Genomic DNA, 2,714 nt, shown 5'->3' with positions numbered 1-2,714 from the left:
CGCCGCGCGTCCGGGCGGCGACCGTCCGCGTCCCGCCGGTGCTCCCGGTGCCGACCGTGGCGCCGCGCGTCCCGGTGGCGACCGTCCGCGTCCCGCTGGTGCTCCCGGCGCTGACCGTGGCGCCGCGCGTCCCGGTGGCGACCGTCCGCGTCCCGCTGGTGCTCCCGGCGCTGACCGTGGCGCCGCGCGTCCCGGTGGCGACCGTCCGCGTCCCGACGGCATGCCGCGTCCGGCCGGTCCGCGCCCCGGCGCCCCGTCCCCGTCCGGCATGCCGCGCCCGAACCCGGGCATGATGCCGCAGCGTCCGGCTCCGGGCCCGCGTCCGGGCCCCGGCGGCCGTGGCCCCGGTGGCCCCGGTGGCCGTCCGGGTGGTCCGGGTGCCGGTGGCGCCCGTCCGGGCTTCCAGGGTCGTCCGGCCGGTCCGGGCTCGCGTCCGGCCGGTGGCGGCGGCTTCGGCGGTCCGCGTCCCGGTGGCGGTGCCCCCGGTGGCGGCGGCGGCTTCGGCCCGCGTCCCGGTGGTTTCGGTGGTCGTCCCGGCGGCCCGGGTGCCCGTGGTGGCACGCAGGGCGCCTTCGGTCGTGGCCCGGGCGGTCGCCCGGCGCGTGGCCGCAAGTCGAAGCGGGCGAAGCGCCAGGAGTACGAGGCCATGCAGGCCCCGTCCGTCGGCGGTGTGATGCTGCCTCGCGGCAACGGCCAGACCGTTCGCCTGTCGAGCGGCGCCTCGCTGATGGACTTCGCGGAGAAGATCAACGCCAACCCGGCCGCGCTCGTCTCCGTCATGTTCAACCTCGGTGAGATGGTCACCGCGACGCAGTCGGTCTCCGACGCGACCCTCGAGCTGCTGGCCGGCGAGATGGGCTTCATCCTGGAGATCGTCAGCCGCGACGACGAGGACCGCGAGCTGCTGGAGTCGTTCGACATCGACTTCGGTGCGAACGAGGGCGACGAGGACCAACTGGCCCCGCGCCCGCCGGTCGTCACCGTCATGGGTCACGTCGACCACGGTAAGACCCGCCTGCTGGACGCCATCCGCAAGTCCAACGTGGTGGCCGGCGAGGCCGGTGGCATCACCCAGCACATCGGTGCCTACCAGGTCGTCACCGAGGTGAACGGCGAGCAGCGCCCGATCACCTTCCTCGACACCCCGGGTCACGAGGCGTTCTCCGCCATGCGTGCCCGTGGTGCCAAGTCCACCGACATCGCGATCCTGGTGGTCGCGGCCAACGACGGTGTCATGCCGCAGACGGTCGAGGCGTTGAACCACGCCAAGGCCGCGGGTGTGCCGATCGTGGTCGCCGTCAACAAGATCGACGTCGAGGGCGCCGACCCGACCAAGGTCCGCGGTCAGCTGACCGAGTTCGGTCTGGTGGCCGAGGAGTACGGCGGCGACACCATGTTCGTCGACATCTCCGCGCGCCAGGGCCTCAACATCGAGCAGCTGCTGGAGGCCGTGGTCCTCACCGCGGACGCCTCGCTCGACCTGCGGGCCAACCCCGAGCAGGACGCGCAGGGTATCGCCATCGAGGCCCACCTCGACAAGGGCCGCGGCGCCATGGCGACCGTGCTCGTGCAGCGCGGTACCCTCCGCGTCGGCGACTCGATCGTGGTCGGCGACGCCTACGGCCGCGTCCGCGCGATGCTGGACGAGAACGGCAACAGCCTCGCCGAGGCCGGCCCGTCCCGCCCGGTGCTGCTGCTCGGTCTGACCTCGGTGCCCCGCGCCGGCGACAGCTTCATCGTCGTCGACGAGGACCGCACCGCCCGTCAGATCGCCGAGAAGCGCTCGGCCCGCGACCGCAACGCCGCCTTCGCGCAGCGTCGGGTCCGGGTGTCCCTGGAGGACCTGGACAAGGCCATCGCCGCCGGCGAGATCGAGCAGCTCAACCTCATCATCAAGGGTGACGTCTCCGGTTCGGTCGAGGCCCTCGAGGACGCCCTCGTCAAGCTGGACGTGGGCGAGGAGGTCGAGCTCCGCATCCTGCACCGCGGTGTGGGTGCGATCACCGAGTCCGACGTCAACCTGGCGATGGGTTCGGACGCCATCATCATCGGCTTCAACGTGCGCGCCGAAGGCCGTGCGCGTACCGCGGCCGACAAGGAAGGCGTGGACGTCCGGTACTACTCGGTCATCTACCAGGCGATCGAGGAGATCGAGAACGCCCTCAAGGGCATGCTCAAGCCCGAGTACGAGGAGGTGCGCCTCGGCTCCGCGGAGATCCGCGAGGTGTTCCGCTCCTCCAAGTTCGGCAACATCGCGGGTGTCATCGTCCGCGAGGGCCTGCTGCGCCGCAACGCCAAGGCCCGCCTCATCCGCGACGGCAAGGTCGTGGCGGAGAGCCTCAACATCGAGGGTCTGCGCCGCTTCAAGGACGACGCGACCGAGGTCCGCGAGGGCTTCGAGGCCGGTGTCACCCTGGGGTCGTTCAACGACATCAAGGTCGAGGACATCATCGAGACCTACGAGATGCGCGAGAAGCCGCGTTCGTAGTCGGTGAAAGCCGGGGCCGGTCGACGGGTGGTATTTCCGTCGACCGGCCCCGGTCTCGCTGTGTAGGGTCCGGGGTAGTTCAGATGTTGCAGCGTTCAGATGCCGCAGCGTTCAGACCCAGTACCGGGGGGCGCCGGGCGGGGGGCGCCCCCCCCCCCCCGCACGGCTCGCCCCGCCCTCAGACATATAAAAGTGTGTACGCACCGAAAGACACAACTGTGTGTGC

General features: G+C 71.7%; 1 protein-coding gene. It reads left to right on the top strand.

Translation table 11 applies throughout. The features are described 5' to 3' along the window. Positions 1-2,488, top strand: a 2,488-nt coding sequence (gene infB, locus ACFV6D_RS06220) for a translation initiation factor IF-2 (RefSeq protein ID WP_380558667.1), incomplete at its 5' end; no start/stop codon positions are given. Between the last annotated feature and the right edge of the window lie 226 nt (positions 2,489-2,714).

This window comes from Kitasatospora sp. NPDC059812, from assembly GCF_042732075.1.
Lineage (GTDB): Bacteria > Actinomycetota > Actinomycetes > Streptomycetales > Streptomycetaceae > Kitasatospora.
Note: the sequence above shows the minus strand (reverse complement) of the source record. Positions and strands in the feature narration are given on the sequence as shown.